The 19,541-nt window shown below is 40.9% G+C and carries 16 protein-coding genes; 3 read left to right on the forward strand and 13 right to left on the reverse strand.

The annotated features are described in order from the left end of the window. The first annotated feature begins 58 nt into the window (after nt 1-58). Entirely contained in the window at nt 59-268 is a 210-nt protein-coding gene (locus tag ACHWSC_RS13095) for a hypothetical protein (protein ID WP_394677038.1), read from the forward strand. Nucleotides 269-664: 396 nt separating this feature from the next. Here ACHWSC_RS13095 and katG read toward each other — a convergent pair whose 3' ends face one another. Then, on the reverse strand, nt 665-2,944 hold the full coding sequence (katG, locus tag ACHWSC_RS13100) for a catalase/peroxidase HPI (protein ID WP_394677039.1): 2,280 nt from the start codon (nt 2,942-2,944) through the stop codon (nt 665-667). Between the two features lie 266 nt (nt 2,945-3,210). Here katG and ACHWSC_RS13105 point away from each other — a divergent pair, with 266 nt between their 5' ends. Continuing rightward, nucleotides 3,211-3,792 carry a DUF4126 domain-containing protein gene (locus ACHWSC_RS13105; protein ID WP_394677040.1) on the forward strand — a complete coding sequence of 194 codons (582 nt, stop codon included), beginning with the start codon at nt 3,211-3,213 and terminating at the stop codon, nt 3,790-3,792. A gap of 173 nt (nt 3,793-3,965) precedes the next feature. Here the strand turns inward: ACHWSC_RS13105 and ACHWSC_RS13110 are convergent, their stop codons facing one another. The 8 genes from ACHWSC_RS13110 to ACHWSC_RS13145 all read right to left on the reverse strand — a co-directional run bounded on the left by ACHWSC_RS13110 (nt 3,966) and on the right by ACHWSC_RS13145 (nt 11,462). Further along, the gene (locus ACHWSC_RS13110) at nt 3,966-4,421 is read right to left on the reverse strand and encodes an Hsp20/alpha crystallin family protein (protein ID WP_394677041.1); all 456 of its coding nucleotides are present in this window, start codon (nt 4,419-4,421) and stop codon (nt 3,966-3,968) included. A gap of 76 nt (nt 4,422-4,497) precedes the next feature. Beyond that, a complete protein-coding gene (locus ACHWSC_RS13115) occupies nt 4,498-4,791 on the reverse strand; it encodes a hypothetical protein (RefSeq protein WP_075993452.1) in 294 nt (97 codons plus the stop codon). A 238-nt stretch (nt 4,792-5,029) separates the two neighbouring features. Next, nucleotides 5,030-5,368, reverse strand: a complete 339-nt coding sequence (locus ACHWSC_RS13120) for a hypothetical protein (protein WP_394677042.1) — start codon at nt 5,366-5,368, stop codon at nt 5,030-5,032. Nucleotides 5,369-5,380: 12 nt separating this feature from the next. After that, complete coding sequence (locus tag ACHWSC_RS13125) at nt 5,381-5,938, reverse strand: sigma-70 family RNA polymerase sigma factor (RefSeq protein WP_313181953.1); 558 nt, start codon at nt 5,936-5,938, stop codon at nt 5,381-5,383. Between the two features lie 231 nt (nt 5,939-6,169). Beyond that, nucleotides 6,170-7,153 (reverse strand): FAD:protein FMN transferase, encoded by a 984-nt coding sequence (locus ACHWSC_RS13130; protein ID WP_394677043.1) that lies wholly within the window; start codon nt 7,151-7,153, stop codon nt 6,170-6,172. Nucleotides 7,154-7,239: 86 nt separating this feature from the next. Beyond that, complete coding sequence (locus tag ACHWSC_RS13135) at nt 7,240-9,438, reverse strand: PepSY domain-containing protein (protein WP_394677044.1); 2,199 nt, start codon at nt 9,436-9,438, stop codon at nt 7,240-7,242. A gap of 14 nt (nt 9,439-9,452) precedes the next feature. After that, nucleotides 9,453-9,938, reverse strand: coding sequence for a DUF2271 domain-containing protein (locus tag ACHWSC_RS13140; protein WP_394677045.1), 486 nt, complete (start codon nt 9,936-9,938; stop codon nt 9,453-9,455). Between the two features lie 18 nt (nt 9,939-9,956). Then, nucleotides 9,957-11,462: an ankyrin repeat domain-containing protein gene (locus ACHWSC_RS13145; protein ID WP_394677046.1), complete on the reverse strand. Its 1,506-nt coding sequence runs from the start codon at nt 11,460-11,462 to the stop codon at nt 9,957-9,959. A 426-nt stretch (nt 11,463-11,888) separates the two neighbouring features. On the opposite strand from ACHWSC_RS13145, the gene ACHWSC_RS13150 reads away from it, so the two are divergent. Next, entirely contained in the window at nt 11,889-12,833 is a 945-nt protein-coding gene (locus ACHWSC_RS13150; protein ID WP_394677047.1) for an alpha/beta fold hydrolase, read from the forward strand. On the opposite strand, the gene ACHWSC_RS13155 is transcribed toward ACHWSC_RS13150, so the two are convergent. The 4 genes from ACHWSC_RS13155 to ACHWSC_RS13170 all read right to left on the reverse strand — a co-directional run bounded on the left by ACHWSC_RS13155 (nt 12,825) and on the right by ACHWSC_RS13170 (nt 19,505). Further along, entirely contained in the window at nt 12,825-13,886 is a 1,062-nt protein-coding gene (locus ACHWSC_RS13155) for an acyltransferase family protein (RefSeq protein WP_394677048.1), read from the reverse strand. The genes ACHWSC_RS13150 and ACHWSC_RS13155 overlap by 9 nt on opposite strands. 67 nt (nt 13,887-13,953) lie before the next feature. Further along, on the reverse strand, nt 13,954-15,054 hold the full coding sequence (locus ACHWSC_RS13160; protein WP_394677049.1) for a family 43 glycosylhydrolase: 1,101 nt from the start codon (nt 15,052-15,054) through the stop codon (nt 13,954-13,956). A gap of 41 nt (nt 15,055-15,095) precedes the next feature. Further along, nucleotides 15,096-17,570, reverse strand: a complete 2,475-nt coding sequence (locus ACHWSC_RS13165) for a glutaminase domain-containing protein (RefSeq protein ID WP_394677050.1) — start codon at nt 17,568-17,570, stop codon at nt 15,096-15,098. A 90-nt stretch (nt 17,571-17,660) separates the two neighbouring features. Beyond that, a complete protein-coding gene (locus ACHWSC_RS13170) occupies nt 17,661-19,505 on the reverse strand; it encodes a glycoside hydrolase family 2 protein (protein ID WP_394677051.1) in 1,845 nt (614 codons plus the stop codon). Between the last annotated feature and the right edge of the window lie 36 nt (nt 19,506-19,541).

The following is a 19,541-nucleotide window of genomic DNA, read 5'->3' on the forward strand; positions in this document are numbered from 1 at the left end:
ATGGGTATAGGCTCAAGATCTAAGGTATGTTCATACCGATAGTCTTTCTGCAACGGGGATGGCAGTAGTTCATGCCAAAGCAAATCAACAGTTACCAACCAACGGTCCATTAACCAATCTTGTGCCACTTCCACGTCCATTTCTGCAACAATGGATTGAAGCGATGGGTAGAGCGAACAAAAGTGACTATGATCTTTTGGAAAATGGGTTATACGCAATTGGCTTGCGTTTTCTGAAGAATTTTTTGAAGATAAATACGGAGATTTAAAACTATCACTTTTCAGTACAAGACTGTTTGCATTTAAAATTTTAAATGATATTAACAGTGCTGCAAACAGAAAAATAAAGTGCTTCCACATAGCTTTAACCTAACAAAGTTGCAAAGATTCCTTTGAAACCAATACAAAGTTACTACCGATCAAAGAAGAAAAAGTAGCACAAATCTTGAATTTTATTTCACAAAATAGGAAACACCCGAAGAAAATTCCATAATTCTATATATATTAAATTAAAATTTGGTTAAAGTGAGATTAAAATGATATTAGAGGCAAAAATTGGGTATTTTTTGTCGCAGCTAAATACAGGATATTTTCTCCTATAGCAAAATCATAAAAAGCCAGCCTCGATAGGAGACTGGCTTTTTGAAAGGCTTAATTTTTATTCATTAGCGATGCAAATCGAAGCGATCCAACTCCATCACTTTATTCCATGCCTTCACAAAATCTTGTACAAATTTTTCGTTTGCATCGGCACTGCCATATATTTCGGCAACGGCTCTTAGTTCAGCATTTGAACCAAAAACAAGGTCTACTCTTCCTGCTTCCCATTTTTTAATACCAGTTTTACGATCTGATCCTTCAAAAACTTCCCGATCCGGAGAGATTGCTTTCCAAGCTGTTCCCATATCCAATAGATTAACAAAAAAGTCATTGGTCAGTTGGCCAGGTCGGTCAGTCATTACGCCTAGTTGAGAACCATCAAAATTGGCTTGAAGAACACGCATACCGCCAATAAGAACAGTCAATTCAGGAACCGATAAGGTCAGCAACTGCGCCCTATCAATCAATAACGATTCCGTAGACACGGTATAAGCACCTTTGCGATAGTTTCTAAATCCATCCGCAATTGGTTCAAGATAGCCCATGGATTCCACATCAGTTTGCTCCTGTGTAGCATCCATACGCCCAGGATGGAACGGTACTTTGATATCATGCCCAGCAGCACGAGCTGCCTGCTCTATCGCGGCTACACCGCCCAAGACAATTAAGTCTGCCAATGAAATCTTTTTACCGCCCTGTTGTTTTCCATTAAAATCCTGCTGAATCTGCTCCAGCGCAGTAAGAACTTTTTGCAATTGTGCTGGATTATTAACTTGCCAATACCGCTGCGGAGCCAAACGTATTCTAGCGCCATTTGCACCACCTCTCATATCAGACCCACGGAATGTAGAAGCTGACGCCCAAGCTGTCGTTACGAGCTCGGCAGAGCTTAGACCCGCGTTCAATAGAGCGGATTTCAATGTACTAATGTCATCCGCATCGACCACAACATGATCGACAGCCGGAATAGGATCTTGCCACAATAATTCCTCAGCAGGAACTTCGGCCCCCAAATAACGCTCTCTTGGCCCCAAATCACGGTGTGTTAATTTAAACCAGGCACGAGAAAATGCATCAGCAAACGCATCTTGATCTTCGTAAAATTTACGCGAGATCTTTTCATAGATTGGATCAAAACGCAACGATAAATCTGTCGTCAGCATCGTTGGCCTACGCTTTTTATTGGGATCAAAAGGATCTGGAACATTCGAATCGGCTCCTTTGGCGACCCATTGGTGTGCTCCTGCAGGGCTTTTAGTCAATTCCCATTCATGCTCAAACAGATTCTTAAAAAAGAGGTTGGTCCATTCCGTCGGTTTTTGTGTCCAGATAACCTCCAGTCCACTAGTAATTGCATCAGCACCTACTCCACTGCCGTAAGTACTTTTCCAACCTAATCCTTGTTGTTCTATACCGGCAGCTTCAGGCTCTTTTCCGACATTGTCGGCAGGTCCAGCTCCGTGTGTTTTTCCAAAAGTATGTCCACCTGCAATCAAAGCGACAGTTTCCTCATCATCCATAGCCATTCGACCAAAAGTATCTCGTATATCTTTTGCAGCCGCGATAGGATCAGGATTTCCATCCGGTCCTTCTGGATTAACATAAATTAACCCCATCTGTACCGCTGCCAACGGTTTTTCAAGATTACGTGAGTGTTGCTTACCATCTGCATTATCATCGGCAGACAAAACACCATGTGCTTCAACTACACCTTCTGAACCATGTGCATAACGAATATCACCGCCTAACCATGTTGTTTCAGAGCCCCAATACACGTCCAATTCTGGTTCAAAAGCATCCACACGCCCACCGGAATAACCAAAAGTTTTGAAGCCCATAGACTCCAAAGCGACATTACCGGTTAAGATCAATAAATCTGCCCAGGAGATATTTTTACCATATTTTTGTTTGATAGGCCACAACAGGCGACGCGCTTTATCTAAACTCACATTATCAGGCCAGCTATTCAAGGGTGCAAAACGTTGCTGACCAGACCCAGCTCCGCCTCGACCATCACTTACCCGATAGGTACCCGCACTATGCCAAGCCATCCGGATGAATAATGGGCCATAATGACCAAAATCTGCCGGCCACCAATCCTGTGAATCGGTCATCAATGCATGCAAATCTTTTTTTACAGCTTCTAAATCCAATTGTTTAAATGCTTCTGCATAATCAAAGCCTTCGTCCATCGGATTTGACTTGCTCGCATGTTGTCTCAACAGATCTACACGAAGTCTATTTGGCCACCAATCCTGATTCTGAGTTCCCCCTCCCGCAACGGCGTTGCGCATAGTACCATTGTGAAATGGGCATTTGCTAATGTCTTTTTCGTTGTTGTCCATATGAAAAGAAAGTTTATTTATATAATACCTTAAGTGATCAAATTGTTTGACTTCCACTTTCATAAAATTACACAAATGCGCTCCCGCTTGTACATCGAATGATTCGATACACTATAATCAAAATCTATATACACCATCATTAGGTATATAAAAACTTGAAAATCATCTTTTAGCGAGACTCCAGAAAACGCGGATTTTTAGCATTGCTAAAACAAAAGCCATTCTTTTATTATTCTACAATTAGGTTGTATCAAAAAATAGTGGCCATGAGTGAACTTTCTACATTTTTGGTGAGTGCTTTTATAGGAGTGAGTTTGGCAGCAGCCACTGGCTTCCGAATTTTCATGCCCTTATTTTTATTGAGTCTTGGCTGTCGGCTGGAATTGTTCCAAGTTGGCAATGAATTAGCCTGGGCGGGTTCACCGCTTGTTTTAGCGGCAACAAGTATAACCATGATTTTGGAAATAGTGGGGTATTACATCCCTTTTATAGACAACATATTGGACAGCCTATCCATCCCCTTAGCAACCATAGCCGGCACTTTACTTTTCGCTATACAGTTTACAGATATTTCTCCTTTTTTCCGCTGGGCTATGGCCATAATCGCCGGTGGCGGTACTGCAGCAACCATTAGCACGGCCCTGGCAGGCACCCGAGCCGCCTCTTCGATCGGAACGGCCGGTTTTGGTAATTTTATGATTTCGACAATGGAAACCATCGGTTCTACGATTTTAACCATACTCGCCATATTTGTGCCTTTTATGGCTATAATCGTTGTTACTGGCTTGTTTTATTTCTTCTGGCGATTTGGCAGCGAACAACTACATAAAAAACTTAAAAGGTTCTGATCAAGAAAATCCACTGCATTGCGTGGAGATTGGCGATAAATAATACGTAAAATAAAAAAGGACAGCAAAATTCGATGCTGTCCTTTTTCAAAATGAGCCCTTATGCTGATTTAAGTTTACGCACATAAGCAACCTTTACTTTGATGTGCGCCCAAATCAAAAACTGGCTTTTACTAATCAATAGCAACTTCTTGTGGTCGTTTTACTTTTTCAAGATCTTTTGGAAGAATGACGGTCAATACGCCATCCTCGAAGCTCGCATGCACATTATCCGTAAGCACTTGTTCATTTAATTGGAATTCACGTTCAAATGCCATTCCATCGTACTCTTTATAAATATAATCTATGGCATTGTCCTGTGCATTCTCTGTACATGAAATTTTTAGTATTCCGTCATTTATACTGACTTGGAATTGTTCCTTCTTACGGCCAGCAGCAAAAAGCTGTACTTCATAGAATTCTTGATTCTCTACAATATTTACAGGAACAGATTGCTGTCCGCCACCACTGTGTGCGGTTTCATCTTCAAAAAAATGTTGTTGAAATTTTTCAAAACGGTCTTTAAAATGTTGTCCGCAAAATTTGTTATGATTTGAATATCCTCTGGTATAATGATCTCTTTTAAACATGTCTTTAATTTTTAATATTGAATAATACGTTGAACTAATACATGACGAATTGCTTCGTCTTTGCAGTTTTTTAACCTTAATAAACGGGAACTATCGTTGCTTTCCTAGCACGTTTTTGTCCTTGTAATGGTACGATAGCGACCGCAGTGTTGTAATGACGGTGAACATTCGGATATACCGGAGTCCTATCCATTTTGAATGCTTGTCTATCTCTCCTACGCATTCTTGCTGCCGCGAAGCTTCCTATTCCGAAGAGAACTGTCCCAAACAATAAGAGTTTAAAGATCGTCCCAATAATCAAGGTTGCTAATCCAGCTATTGCCGTAAGCACAATCAGGCGAGGCAATATAAATCGAAGTTTATTTTTCATTTGAATACATCTTTTTTGTAAAATGGTTGCTGGCTTCCTCCATTTTCATCTGATTGAAAACGACATTCTCCTTGACCATTCGTATTTTGTAATTAATTATTATGCTGTCCAACATCCATTCTGACAGAACATCGCGTTCTGCTATTCCCTTAGAATCAGGATACCGGCATAAAAAAAGGCGCCTTTATAGAAGAAGACGCCCAACAACAGTTTTTACTTTAAAATTTTTATTCTTTTTTTAGAATCCACATCGTCCTCCAAAACGACGCTTCCATTCTGCCCTCAAACGCTCCCTTTCCTCATCGGAAAGATCTTCTCCTTTTTCCATCTGACGCGGAAAACCTTTTCGAAATCTCCCCCCTCCAGGTTTACCAAAACCCCTGCCGAACAGAATTCTTGACAAAACAAAGAGTCCCAGTGCCTGCCAATAGGTAATTGTTTTTAAATTGAATATATCAACCATTAATGTATTCCATAAATATTGTAGTAAGGCTACCAACAAAAAAACACCAATGATAATAGCGACAAACATAAAAGCGAATTTACCCTTCCGCTGTCTATTCATTCTTCCATTCATAGCTTAATCCTTTTAAAATTTTAATTCTTCATACAAACTTCGCAACCGTACCCGCAGGTGCTTCACGGCATACCCTTTTCGACTGATAATCGTCTTTAGGTTCTCATTTTCCATAACGGCAATTTCTTGAAGTGTTTTCTCTTCCAGCTCATTTAGCACAAACACCCGACGTTGCTTGTCCGGCAATTCCTCCAATGCTTTCATCAGCTCATCCCAAAAAATATCCTTAAATAATTTTAGCTCGGGATTGTTGGAGTCGTCGGCCAAAAGGAACTGACGAATGGGAAAAGTACTTTCACTATCATCATCACCTGCTATCATATCGTCAAGCGATTCATTTTTCTTTTTCCGATAACTATCGGTAATCTTATTCCGTGTGACAGCATAGAGCCATGCGCCTGCATTCTCCAGTTCGTCCATATTGGTCAAACGGCTAAATTGATACCAGACCTCCTGTAAGATATCTTCTGCATCCTCCGTTTTCTTTACTTTCCCCTTAACAAAACGTAGCAGTTGACTTCCATAAGTCTTAACGATATCCGTAAATGATCTGGAATTTTTTTCTGCCATATGATTTTGGTATGCAATGTCCATAGCAGCATAGACGAACTAGTCGAACTTTTACTTTAAATTATTTTCAAGGATCTACTTTCTTGCTGACTTCCACCGGATGAACAACATCACACATTCTTTTTTCGTCGTCTTTCGTATACGCTTTGTTCGCATAAATATACTAGATAATCAGCTAATAGGCTATGCTTTCTATACACTTTATGCAACATAAAAAAGTAGTTCCATGGTTTAAGATTTCCGGCGCTGCGGAATGACCTTACCTTTATCGGTAATAAAAATATAATGGTATGCTGGAAAACGCTGAATCAATTTTTTTCCTTCTTTCTCGCCCAGTACCATGATTGAGGTACTTAGTGCATTTGCGACTTCCGCTGAGGGTCCATAAATCGTCACTGAAGTTAATCCCGTAGCAGGGTAACCTGTCACCGGATTTATAATATGTGAATAACGTTTTCCATTAATCTCCGCATATTTCTCATAGCTGCCCGAAGTTGCTACGGCCATTTCATTCAAACGAAGAACTTTGACCATTCGATGGGCTTTGAACGGATTGTTTACGCCCACTTTCCATGCATCGTTCTGGGGTGGGCTTCCCCAAGCCGACAGATCACCAGAAGCATTCACTATACCTGCTTCAATCCCTTTTGCTTTCATTATTTCCCTGCCCCTATCTGCCGCATAGCCTTTCCCAATAGAGCCGAAACCGATCTTCATACCCGGTAACTCCAGAAAAATTGTCGAAGCCGCACTATCGAGGCGAATATGTTGATAGCCAACTTTCTCGACAGACCTCTTAATCACTTCTTCCGAGGGCATCGTGGTCATGCTACCATCAAATAGCCAAACTTTATCTAAGGCAACAATACTAATATCAAAAGCACCACCTGAATTTTGAGCATATTGGATTGCACGTTGTGTTAGTTCAAACACTTCTCTATCCACCTTAACTGGCTTAATCCCTGCATTGCGGTTTACCGCTGCGATTTGGGTTTGCGGACGCCATTCTGAAATCAGATTTTCTATTCGATCTATTTCGGAGATGACTTCATCGATATGTTGATTTGTAATCGAGCTATCCCGATCTACCAAGCTAATTTCGAAAACAGAGCCCATAAGGGTAACCTGTCGCTTTACCAAGACCTGCGCAATCCCTGAAGTAATGGATACAAAGCAGAGTATTAAAAGCAGGCCACATTGTTTATTGTTCTTCATGAGATTGATCTGAAAAAGGGATTAAAAAGTCGATGCGTACCAAAAGCAGTCTTACCGATGGAATATGCTATTGTACCACCAATTTACTAATAACAATCGGTTAAGATCTGTCCATTTTCTTTATATACTGCAATAGTTTTGCCGACATGTTCCAAAAGTAGCTCATTTAAAGTATGTTCAACATCATGCTGCATACGCAATGCTCCACAAAGCAATATATAACCTCCTTTATCAAGCAATTCGACAAAATATAGCGCATCCCGACGAATCAAAGCCATGACATATTGTGCATTTTCCTCGCGTGAAAAAGCCAGTTCAAGCTGTTTCAGATGTCCCAGCTTTATCTGCTCATCAGCAAAATCTATATAGTGTGCTGTCATTTCGTTTCGATGGCGAAAACCAGCATACAGACGCAAAGGAGTCATACTTTCATTCGCTGAAATCATGCCTAGAAAAGGTGCTACCCCTGTACCATTCGCAATTAAAGCAACGGCATTTGCCGCTTTCGGAAAATGAAAACTTGGATTAACCATGACACGTGCCTGCAGGGTTTGATTCGGTTCCAATCGATAAAGGAAGCTCGAGCCAAATCCATCAGGAAACAATTTCACCACAAGCTGAACCATACCGTCTTTGTAACCTATCGAATAAAAACGTTCACGTTGATCTTGCGCGGGATAGATTGCCAATAAATCGCCCGATTGCATTTTAATTTTACCTGAAGGTTTCAAGACCAAAGTAAAGGTAGTATTACTAGCTGAAACAGTAGACTTCGCTATCACCTTAAATTTCGTCAATCCGACGACTTTAGCACTATAAATGGCCGGTGCAGAAGCTAATGCAATATTGGTCTGAGCAGACCACTGATGTATCCATGAAATAAGCTCATCAACATTCTTATCATTAACTGTGTGTAAATCTGTTAGTCGAGAAGCCCAGGCTTGTTTTTCTAATAAATGATCAATTTCGCGCGCATAGGCACAAAAGTCGGGATAGGCTTTTGAACCAAAGCCCAGAACCGAAAATTGTACGTTTTGTTCTTGTGGATGGCTGTTGAGCTTATGTTCAAATTGAAGTGCATTGGATGGTGCAGTTCCTAGCCCGTATGTTGAGGTAAACACAAGCAAGTGTTTTGCCTTTGGAAAGCATTGATATTGATTCATTCCGAGCAGCAACGATTTTTGCCCATCCGCTAAGAGCTGTTTATGGATCTGATTGGCGAAAAAAAGCGTGCTTCCATTTTCCGTTCCGAAAAGGATAACAATCTCTGCTTCTTCAGGTTTATATTTATTCTTGATTTTAGTACGCGTGCGCTTGAATGTGATTGCAAAGCCCGTGTAAATAAAGAACACAATATTCAAAGATGCGAGCCCCAGTATAATGGCCCATATGATATTGGTTTTGCCCGTATGGAGGTCCAAAGAAAACTGTTCGGCCAATGCTGTAAAGGGATACTTTACTTCTTTATGCAAGCTTCCATTCAACTGATTTATAGTCAATTCCCGATCGCGAAGCTTCAATATAAAAAACTCATCAGGATCGTCTTCCATAAACGGAAACTCCAACGTCTTCAAATCGACAAGTTTCGTATTTTGGAATATTGAAAATTTTGCCACCTCCAATTGGACATCTTCCTTCATCTTATTGGGATATTCAATTGTTTGGTTCGGCTTTTTTAAGATTTCAATACGCACCAGAAATAAATAGGTACCTGTTAGGGCCAATATCAAAATTGGTATCAAAAATAGACGTCCTGAAACAACATGGAAATACTGTGCGAAAAAGTCACGGTTGATTTTAGCAAAGAAATGTCGAACGCCCTGTTGACGCTTGACAATCAGAATAATTCCTGAAATAGTAATAAGAAACAACAGAAATGAAACCACACCAATAATCACCCGACCGGTCACTTTAAGAAAGAGTGAGCGGTGTAAAGCTGTAATCCATTGAACAAATTGGGACTTATTCAATTGAGGACCAAGCAGACGCCCCGTATTCGGATCGATATAACCTTTCACGGTGTTGCCATCTGCGTCTATGGCATCAATGCTCACGAATTGATTGTGATCTACCGAGATCGCTATGATTTCAGGATAAACCTTGCGCAAAGCTGTTACTGACTGCGCAAGGTTTAACGTTTCAATATGTTCAACCCGATAAGGGGGAATTTTTTCGTTGACGGCGTCAATGGCCAATATTACGCCAGTTATCGATAATAAAAGTAAAAAGATAGAAGAAACAATAGCTAAGGCTAAATGTGCATACCTCCAAATAGATACCAGCATTTTTACCCCTTTTCTTATTGTACTTTATTTAACTTAACAAGTTTGATATATCCCTTGCCATTAGCTTTTTCAGTGATAGCTTCCTTTGTCAAAGGAATTTCAACATCAGCAGTATGGTATTTTTGTTCCTCTACAGCAGATTCAAAACGGAGTTTATACCCTTTGTTAAACTTCGTTTCATCAATATCCAATGTGCGCATGGCACGGTCACCGCCACCAACTGACGCACCCGTCACCGCATTTAGCTTTTCTTTGGTTTTATTTTGGAACTTGTACCATTCCTTGATTGTATTATACCATTGTTTATCAGATCCCAATACGGCGAGTGTTTTTTCGTAAGCTCCACTAGGATTAATCAGTGAAATCACCACGTAGGCTTTCTCACCTTCATAGGCATTCATTTGGATCATACACTTATATTTAGCTGCCTGTGCGAAAGAGCTTAGGGCTGCCATCGAAAATAAAAGGGTGGCTATCGTTGTTCTAACTATGTTATTCATCTTCAGTTGTATCTAATTTTATTTCAAAAAGTCAAGCTGCACATTGGATTTAGACAAGAAATCGTTTTCTTTCGCCAAATCATAAGCCGTTTCATCGAATTCTGTTTTCAATTCCTTTTTTGCACCGAGGGAAACCAATGTTTTTAGCAAGGAATCGTCTTTTGCTATGAGAGCTGCCTTATGTAGTGCCGTCGTTCCCTCTTTATCCTGTGCATTAATATCTGCTCCAAGTTCGCTGGCTTTCTGGATAAGCTTCACATTCTCTTTCGCTACTGCCAAATGATACAATGTGCTACCATTTTTTTGTGGAGCAACAACGTCCAATCCATTCGTCTTAAGGATCGCTAATTTTTCTTTAAACTCATCCCCTTGTGAAGCATTTCCCTGTCCACCGGGTCTGCCGCCCTGAGGCAATTCTCTGTAGGAATTAAACCAGTAAAAGGCCAAGTTATTACCTTCCTTATCCAATAGCTTGATATCAGCTCCATCTTTAATCAACAATGCCACGATTTCGGGAGCCCCATTCGCTACAGCCTTGGTCAATGCAGATTCGCCTTTTTCATTTACTGCATTTACGTTCTTCGCTTTAGTAAGCAGCAGCTCGACCAATTTAGCATCCTTACCACTAGCAGCCACCATAAGCGCTGTATTTCCTTCGTTGTCAGCTTTTGCGACATCTACACCTTTATCCAAAAAATAATTGATCACGGCCATATCTGGTCTGCGAACTAAAGCATGCAGCACTGTCGCTCCTTCTTTATTTACAGCCTTGGGGTCCAATTTGAACTTTTCAACCAAATAGGTATAAACCGACAAACCATTCGATGCTTGTCTGGAACCCTGAGTCGCAAAAAATAACGCATTATTGGTTGGTTTTACGCCACGGGCGATGAATTTCTCCATGAGCTCGGTATTTCCAAGTTTAGCCGCATAATCCGTCACTGTACGGCCCGACTCGTCTTTATCTTGAATAGATAATCCTTTTTTAATGAAATAATCCGTCAATGCAAGGTCCTTGTCTGCAGACGCTGCAAGCATCATTAATGTAGCACCACCTTCATATTTTTGCTTGGGATTCACACCTGCTTTAAACAAAGCATCATATACGGCAGTATTTGTATTTCCTGTCGAAGCTGCATAAGCAATAATTGGGTAACCATGGCTATCTTGGTAATTGACATCCGATCCTTTTGCAATTAAAAACTCGACAAGCTCTGCATTTCCACTTGACGCTGCCCAGTGTAAATAACTACGGCTGTGATGCGTCTTCTTCGTTACACTATTCCCTTCTTGTTCGATCATAAACTTGACAACATCCGTCGGAGCGCCATTTAATATCGCCATGGTGACTGGATCAAAGGATGCCGCATTAGGCTGAGAAGGGCTATTTCCTTTGCTGATTTCTTCTTTAACAATTGTCAAGGTAGGTTTACCTTTCCAAAACTCGCCGTTCATTAACGAGTTCGTTTGCGCCTGTGCATAAGTTGCAGCGAATAATAAAGCTGCTAAAAGTGTCTTTTTCATCCTTTTATTTGTCTTTTGAAGGTGATGAAGTAACATGGCCTATTCATTCCCACTCAATTATTCGGCAAATTGAGCTACAGTCATACGATAACTTGGGTCGAAATACATCGTGCTGTTTTCATCAGAATATAAGTGTAAATGCGTATATTTTAAGAACAAGGGAGCTTTCCGAATTCGATTTTGTACAGCAATTTCTGCATACAGACAAGTCCATGTTTAAAATAGAATAACCACTTTATTTAAATTAATTCTAAATTAATGCAAATCTAAAAAATATTCCCAAACCACAAAAATTAATCGTGCTAATTTTCATTGATCAACTGCCCTTAAAGCCTTTCGGTCTCATCCGAACAAAATCGGAAAGAAGATTGTTAAACTTGCAAATGCACTAAAATTATCTTAGTTTACTTAAAATAAAGAGGTATAATGAGCAAGGTAGCATCCAATTTTTATACAATCAGCGTGACGACTGAAAATGAACATAAAATTTTCTATCGTTTGTATGTACCCGACGACAATCAGATAGTGGCAACAATACTCCTGGTACATGGCATGCAGGAGCATAGTGGTCGGTATGAAGAATTGGCCAATTATCTGACTAAACAGAATTTTGCGGTTTTAACCTACGATCAATTGGGTCATGGAAAGACAGCTCTAGATGCCGATCAATTGGGGTATTTTAAACAGCATGGGGCTAAAGAACAACTCATTGATGACGCCATTACAATGAGTAATTTCTTGAGAAAAACATATCCGCAACCGCCTCAATTTATTTTAGGGCATTCCATGGGATCCTTTGTCACACGCTGCGTTTTACAAAAAATTGGCCAGCAATTTAAGGGGGCCATTATCGTGGGGACAGGCCAACGTCAAAAAGGTTCCACAGCTTTTTGCCTTTTACTCACTCTTCTCAATAGTATTGCCCCCAAAAGAAGAAGTAAATTGATCAACCGTATTTTTGACAAACGTAATAATGCTCGATTTAAGAACGAGCCCAACCAAAATAACAGCAATTGGTTAAGCGTAAGCAAGACAAACCGTATTTCATTTTTGGAAGATCCACTTTGTGGGGGATTGTTTACCAACAATGGATTTCATACCGTGTTAGACCTTTCCTTGCAAGCGACAGATATCGAAGCTACCAAGAATATCCCAAAAAATCTTCCAATTGTATTTATCAGCGGACAGGATGATCCAATTGGAGATTTTGGAATGGGCGTTGAAAAGAGCGTAGCGCAGTTAAGTGCACAGGGGCAGACCGATATAACCATTAAATTATATCCAGGCATGCGGCATGAAATTTTAAATGAAGACTGCAAAATAGAGGTATTCCAGTTCATCAGTACCTGGCTTCATCGCCATTTAATTTAGTTTCCGGCTGTAATATTTCCGAATAGGCTCATCTAAATATTTAAAGGCCAATAAAGCTAAAAAAATCAACGACAGCATTCCAATTATAATAATCACAGCCATTTGCTTATTCGATGGGTGATGGAGCTCCACATAGCTCATAAAAATCCAGATAAATGGATAATGAATGATATAGAGCGGATAGGAAATATCACCTAAGAACTTGCATAACTTCTTTACACCTCCAAAAACAGGTAGTCCTCCTATCCCCAGCATGAGCAATAAAGGGAAATAAAAGATAACGACAATAGGATCGATGTACTTACCATAAACATCAGAAAACGGAATGAAAAATACGACAGCAAGCAGACCAAGAACACTGAAAAAAGGTAGCTTGTTCGAAATAGTCCAGTTCGACCTAAAAATAAGTAGTCCCATTGAAAATGAAAACCATAAACGGATTCCCCCAGCCCAAAAATTATCTGCCCCAAAACCTACAGCTAAATAGCCGGAACGAAATGATTCGACACATAGCGCTGCCGCACCAAGGAGCACTATTCCCCAAAGAACCTTTTTTGGAATCCGTACCAGTATCAAAGCATAGGCTATATTGGCGATATATTCCCAAAATAGCGACCATGTAGGTGGGTTTAAATGAAAAAGATTAAAATATCGCTCTGGTACAGCTGGGTATGGAATCAAGGTTATCCCACTAATGAACATCCCTATCTTCTGTAAGACGGAAAATGAGGCGGCCAAATTACTGAATGGGTCGTAAATAAATGCCAATAAACCAATTAATGTGCCGATTATAACCAATGGGTGCAATCTTAGCAAACGCAAGAGAAAGAATCGTTTTAGACTAATTGTGGTCAGCTTTTGATCATAGGCATAGGCAATTACAAAACCCGATAAACAAAAGAAGAAATCAACGGCTAAATAACTATGTGGAATAAAACTATTGCGATAATCCGGCTGTGCAATTTCCATAAAATGAAACAGTACGACTGCAATTGCGGCCACCCCACGCATGGCGTCAAGAAGTTCAAAATGTTTCTTCGTTTGATGTATCATATTTTTTATGGACAGCGAAAATCCAGACCGACAAAGGTAGACCATCCGCTGCTAGCTATTGAAAATTCTATTTAAAATTAAACGTTGGGGCCCGTTGCGCCGCAACACTGCTGGTTGCCCCTTCAATTTTGGGCCAGTCCTTATCCCAGACAATCTGATCCAAAAATAGCATCCGACGATTTCCCCCCGTCGCAACACGAGGCTGCTTTGGGTCCATACCATGATAGAGTATCCAATCTTTTCCCTTATCATCTGTAATAATGCGCGAAGTATGACCTGTCCCCACAAATTGATCATTTCCTTTTAACAACAACGTTCCACTCCCCCGTTGTGTAAGATTACGCCCCTCTTGATCGATATAAGGTCCCTTCAGCTTGCGAGAGCGACCCACAAGAACATGATAACTGCTTTTTTCTCCTTCACAACAGGAGCCTTTGGATCCGATAAAATAATAGTATCCCTTCCGTTTATGGATCACAACAGCTTCAAAATCCCCAGCAGCAACTTTAAATTTTTTATTTAAATCGGGTACCGCAGTCCCATTTTCATCGAGTTCAACACCATATGTTCCCTGCGTATTCGCATCACTAAAACTACCCCAGAACAGATAATTCTGCCCATTTTCTGTAAAAAAATAAGGGTCTATTGAATTTGGTACATCGATCTCCTTGCTATCAAAAAGTTTACCTTGATCGATAAAGGGGCCTTCCGGTCTATCTGCTAGGGCTACACCGATACCGGGGTTGGGGTCTCCCCATGTTGAATAAGCATAATATAAGATATACTTACCATTTAACCTCACCACATCTGGTGCCCAGATTCCCCCCTCGGCTTTCCAGCTCGGTTTTGAGCTGAAGGCCGTGCCAATCCAGGTCCAATGAGCAAGATCAGCCGATTGTAGAATAGACACCAAACGCTGTCCCTTTCCGTCGCCCCAATTGTCGGCTGTCCCGTACGCATAGAACATTTTGCTCTGTGGATCTCTAACGACTGTAGGATCAGCAAGTATAGGCTCAAAAACCGGATTGCTGTAGGTCTTATGCTGAGCCGTAGCATTTGTTATTTGCCCCGACTGCTTAACTGAACCTGTAGAGCTTCCGCAGGAGCTCAACAAGTTCAGTACGGCAACTCCGCCGATCCAATATCTGAACAACATTGCATTCAACATCTTATTATTTTTTTATATTATTTTCTTCATCACAGGAAAAGCTATTTTGCTTTTCCCAATTTCTCTTCCAACATTTTGATAAAATAGCCCCCAACAACGGATCTTGCTTTAAATCCAGCTCTCTTAGGACGGTCTGTATACGTCCAATCCGACATGGGAACACGGTCTGTTGTTTCGTTCATAAAATGGTAGACTGGCTTTAAAAATGCCTCAAAGGTAGGCTTGTCATTTGCCATGGTCGCCGTCCAAATAATCCAATCGGTTTTGGTATAAGGCTGACGATTGTCTAGGGGAAGTCCGTATTTATTTTGTTTGCCGAGATAGTATTTAATTTCAGTTTCACGAATAGAGGGATCAAAAATATCCATCTTAAGCAATTTATCCCAGACCATATTATACTTTTGGCTCCAGGTTCCGGTTTTATCAAAAGTCAACTTATAGTGATCACCATCTGCAGCCATCTCTTTCCATTTCATAGCCATTGCTTTTGCTTCGGTCAGATACTTTTTCGCCGTAGCCTCTTCACCAAGCATTTGGGCTAGATAACCGTAAGATGCAATACCTAAAATAGCTTTAATTGATAAATTGGCATTATGCGCAAAATGGCCCGCGAAATCATCTGTGCACAACTGATTTTCGGGGTCAAGGCCTTTATCTACTAAATAATCTACCCAGGTAGACAACACTTTCCAATGTTTTTTGGCATAAGCTGCATTTCCTTCGACCTTTGCTAAAGCATAAGTTAATATCAACATATTTCCCGATTCTTCGACAGGCATATCTCCACCGTAAGTTTGGCCATTCGCCAAAGGATAGGTCCCAACATCATGTGCAGCAAAAGGTTTTGTCCACTTATTGCTTTCACTATAATAAAAAATGGCGTTCATTAGTGCTTTTGCCAGTTCCGGATTATAGTAAAGGAAAATCGGAGCCGAAGGATAGGTTACATCAACAGTTCCTATTGACCCATTGCTGTCATTTTCTTTGGACAGTAAAAGTAGATCGCCATTGGGTGCTTTTACAAGTTTATGAGCGGCGATTGCCTGCCTATAGGCCAAGGCACATAATGCGGCATAGTCCTCACCTCCGTTGCGCAAAGCTGTACCCCATAATTCGGCATCAAATTTATCAGCAGCCTTTTTGAGAGCCGTATACTCTTTGTCGGCCAGTTCAAATTGTTTCTCAATGGAACTATTTCCATTGGTATTCCAATAAGGTCGTAAATTTTGTCCAAAATATTGGATGGAGTACAGGTCATCATACCCCAACAAGATCTTATCCTGGTAGCTTGATGAGACATCAAAAGTTTGCATCAGTGCCAATTGTTGCCCTCCATTTGAAGAAGAGCTATTTTCACTCTTCAGAAAATTAGACCGTAATTGATGGCTACTTCCGACCGCAGACTTTGTCTTTGATTTTGCGCCAGCCATATAGAAATATCCCCAATCTATCCGTAGGTCGTCACCTTTCCTTACTAGAACCTGCTGGCTTTTGCTTCCTGTCTTTACAAACTGGAGATTTCCTGAAACAAAGGAGCTGCTTGCAGCATCTTGAAGTGGAGAATTCAGTGCCCAATTTGGTGCTGCCTCCAGATAAAGTTGCACCTGGTGTTTCTTGCCATCCTTCGCATGGACCGTATAGGAAAGATAATTTACGGGTCTAGCCATTAAGTCCAATTTATCCAGAAACATGGGCGCAGTAAATGTAATATTTAAATCGACCGGCCCGCAGTTAAACGAATAATGTGTTTGCGTTGCCTGCACATTGGAAGCAATCTGCTTCGCTTCATTGTCAAATTGAATACTACCTTCTTTTTCTGTAAAGAGTCCAAAATCAAAATATCCATTAGCTACCCTATTATAGCAATAACCCGCGAGTATATTTTTTCCTTTCTTCAATGTTTTTACGACATGATCGGGCAGCTTGATCCGACTATTTTTACCTGTCGAATTGCCTGTATTAGCAACCTCAATACCGTTGACGTACAAAATAGCGTCATCGTCATGTGTAAATTCTATATATACGGATTTGTCTGTAAGATCCTCACTCAGTTCAACTTCCCTTCTAATCCAAATTTTAGGTTCCTGCCAATCAGTCTCCACATTGGGTTCTTTATCCTTGGTACCGAATGGCGCTGCCCCCGTCTTCCATTGCCGTGCATCAAATGAAGGTTTCATCCAGTCTGGGGCGGGTTCATTGACAACATAACTTCCGGTCCAAGCCGCATGTTCACCCATCCGTGCCAAAGGCAAGAGTTCAGCTTCTTCTTTACCTAAGAAGCGATAGGATTTCCCATCCACTTTAAGGACGCCCAATAAGGGAAAGGATTTTCCGGTCCAATGGCGTACAACATCCGCATTCAATTCGTTGCTATAGGACCAGGCACTTGTATTGGGGTCAATTGTTACTAAAGGATAGGCAGGCGCGCGAAGATCATTCTTAAGGATTTGTTTTTGTGCAAACGACGATACCGATTGACATACAATAGCCGTTGCAATTAGTAATTTTAATTTCATTGATTTTGTATAAAACAGGTTTAGGTTGACAGGTATACTTTCAGCGATAAATTTAGGCCGCAACCCGAGTTGCGGCCATATCGCTATCAGTTATTTGGTAGGTGCATTATAAAGCGCCTGATGTGCAGCTTTTAATTCTGCTTCAGGCATTTTGACAACTTTACGATCATAGGTCATCAAACCATTTGTTTCTACTTCCACATCTGTCGTCTGTGTATAAACAGCGGCAGACAATCCCATAGGAATTAGACGTGTCAAGTCATGGATCAGACGTTTATAGCGCTCCAATAATTCCGTTTTATTTTTAAAACTTTGGTATCCCCAGTTGTCTTTTTGTTGCCAGGAGTGCCCATCGATCGGTAATCCCAAACCACCAAATTCACCCAAAGCAAGCACTTGTTTAGCGCCGAATAAATTTGGATCAGGCATGGCTGCATCGGGATAATTGTGGATATCCAAGATATGTCCAGTTTCCATAAAGTTACCACCGCTGGCACTATTTACGAGTCTTGAAGGGTCATTAGCCATTGTCCATTCCGTTATTTCCTTCGTTTTGAATTGCCCCCAAGCCTCATTAAAAGGTACCCAAATGACGATGCTTGGATAGTTGTGCAACACTTCCATAATGGTTTTCCACTCTTTTCTGTAATACCCTTCAGATTCCTGCGAACGTACTTTATCCCTATTTCCTCCCGAAATCTTTCCCGGTTGCATATCCCAATGGTTTCCGCCAAGATCGCCGCTAGGCATATCTTGCCAGACAAGCATACCTATACTATCGCAGTAACGGTACCAGCGCGCCGGTTCAACTTTGATATGTTTACGGATCATATTGAATCCCATTTCCTTTGTTTTGACAACATCAAACTTCAGCGCTTCATCCGTAGGTGCTGTATGTAGACCATCTGGCCACCAGCCTTGATCCAATGGACCATATTGGAAAGTAAACTTATTGTTTAGCATTAAACGTTGAACGCCATTTTCGTCTTTCTGCATGGCTATTTTCCGCATGGCAAAATAGCTTTTCGCCTGATCTACGACTTTTCCTTTTCGAATCAGCTGAATTTCTAGATCATAGAGCTTAGGGTTACTTGGGGACCATGGCTCCAGATTAGGTACCGAAAGATCGAACGATGTATTCGGTTGTCCTGTTTGTTCTTTAATAACCTTTCCGCCATCCAATGCACGCACCTTTATTTCGTCACCGGCTTGACTTCCTTCTACGGAAGCCTGAAAGGCCAAGACTCCATCGTCCAAACGCGGAGTCTGTTTGGTACTCACGATGTAAGTTTGGGGGACACTTTCTAACCAAACGGTCTGCCAAATTCCCGTCACTGGTGTATACCATATACCATTCGGCTTGTTCACCTGTTTACCCCGTGGTTGTGGGCCATCATCAGTCGGATCCCATACCCGAATGGCTATTTCCTGTTTTGCGCCTTTCTTTAGAAAGCTTGTCACGTCCATCGAAAATGGATCAAAACCACCTTCATGTCTTCCGACCAATTGGTTATTTACATACACATCACATTGCCAATCTACGGCACCGAAATGCAACAGGACCTTATTTTTATTGACAGACTTGTCCAATGTTATGGTATTATTATACCATAACGCTTTATCTTTTCCGACCTCTTTACCAACACCGGACAATGCCGATTCAATAGCAAAAGGAACAAGGATATTGCCGTCCCATTGACGAGGAATCTCTTTAGTACCTACTGGAGTGACAGCATATTTCCATAGTCCATTTAAATTCTGCCAGTTATTGGTTCTGGTTAATTGTGGTCTAGGATATTCAGGATGTGGCTTTTGTGCCGTTACTTTCTCGCCCCAAGGGGTTAATATATGTGACCCTGCGGGTTTCCAATCCTGAGCAAAGTTCAATTGTGCTGCCATCATCAAACTGGCAAAAAATAAGGTTTTCTTCATCATAAAAAATCGTTAAGTCATTTATTTATATATCGTATT

Origin of the sequence: uncultured Sphingobacterium sp., assembly GCF_964277905.1 — a bacterium.
Classification (GTDB): Bacteria; Bacteroidota; Bacteroidia; order Sphingobacteriales; family Sphingobacteriaceae; genus Sphingobacterium; species Sphingobacterium siyangense.